The organism is Streptomyces sp. WM4235 (assembly GCF_001279725.1).
Lineage (GTDB): Bacteria > Actinomycetota > Actinomycetes > Streptomycetales > Streptomycetaceae > Streptomyces.
In genome coordinates, this window is the sequence record NZ_LGDE01000228.1 from 1 (window position 1) to 759 (window position 759).

At 72.9% G+C, this 759-nt stretch carries 1 protein-coding gene; it reads right to left on the bottom strand.

The window, feature by feature from the left end:
- Nucleotides 1–219 precede the first annotated feature (219 nt).
- A partial coding sequence (locus ADK55_RS17745; protein ID WP_053679909.1) for a SpoIIE family protein phosphatase occupies nt 220–759 on the bottom strand: 540 nt, incomplete at its 5' end.

Consider the following 759-nt stretch of genomic DNA (forward strand, 5'->3'; position numbering starts at 1 on the left):
CGGACCTTGTCCTTGACGGCACCCGCACAACCGCCCAGCTCACGGCCGAGCTGCAGGCCCACCTGGCCGAGCAGGGCCGGGACACCTCGGCCCCATGACTGGCCGCCGAGCCGCCCGGCCTACCTGATCGGCCTTGGCCCCCCGTCGGGTGGCCTCGCCGCGGGGCAGTTCGCCAGGGCCGTCCGCCCCATCCATGAAGAGGTCCGCGAGGCGAATTCGTCAGTCGGTGCGGCGCAGCATCACGATGACGGTGGCGTCGTCGCGGTAGCCTGCGTCGTCTTCCTTGGCGGCGGCGACCAGGGCGTCGGCCAGAGCCTGCGGATCGGTCGCGTGCCGACGGCACAGCGTGTCCATTGTCGGCGGGTCCACCTGGTCCGAGACGCCGTCGGAGACGAGCAGGACGAGCCGGACGTCCTCGGGGATCTCAACCTGCCGGCACGTTGCCGCGCTCGCCTGGGCGAGGCCGAGGCGGGACCAGTTGTCGTGGCGTTTCGCGACCTCTACCGGGACGCCTCCGTTCCGGCGCAGCCACTGGCCCATCGTGGCGTCGGTGCTCCACTGGCCGAGCGCAGTGCCGTCCCAGCCGTAGGCGCGGCAGTCACCGATCCAGTGGATGGCGGTGGGCCGGCCCGGCTCCATGCACGCGTACACGGCCGAGGCGTGAGGCGGGGTCCCGTAGGCGTGCGCCATCTGCCCGGCCGTGATCAGTCCGGCCAGTCCGCCCAGGGCCATGCCGATGTGGGTCATCGCCGCCGGCGC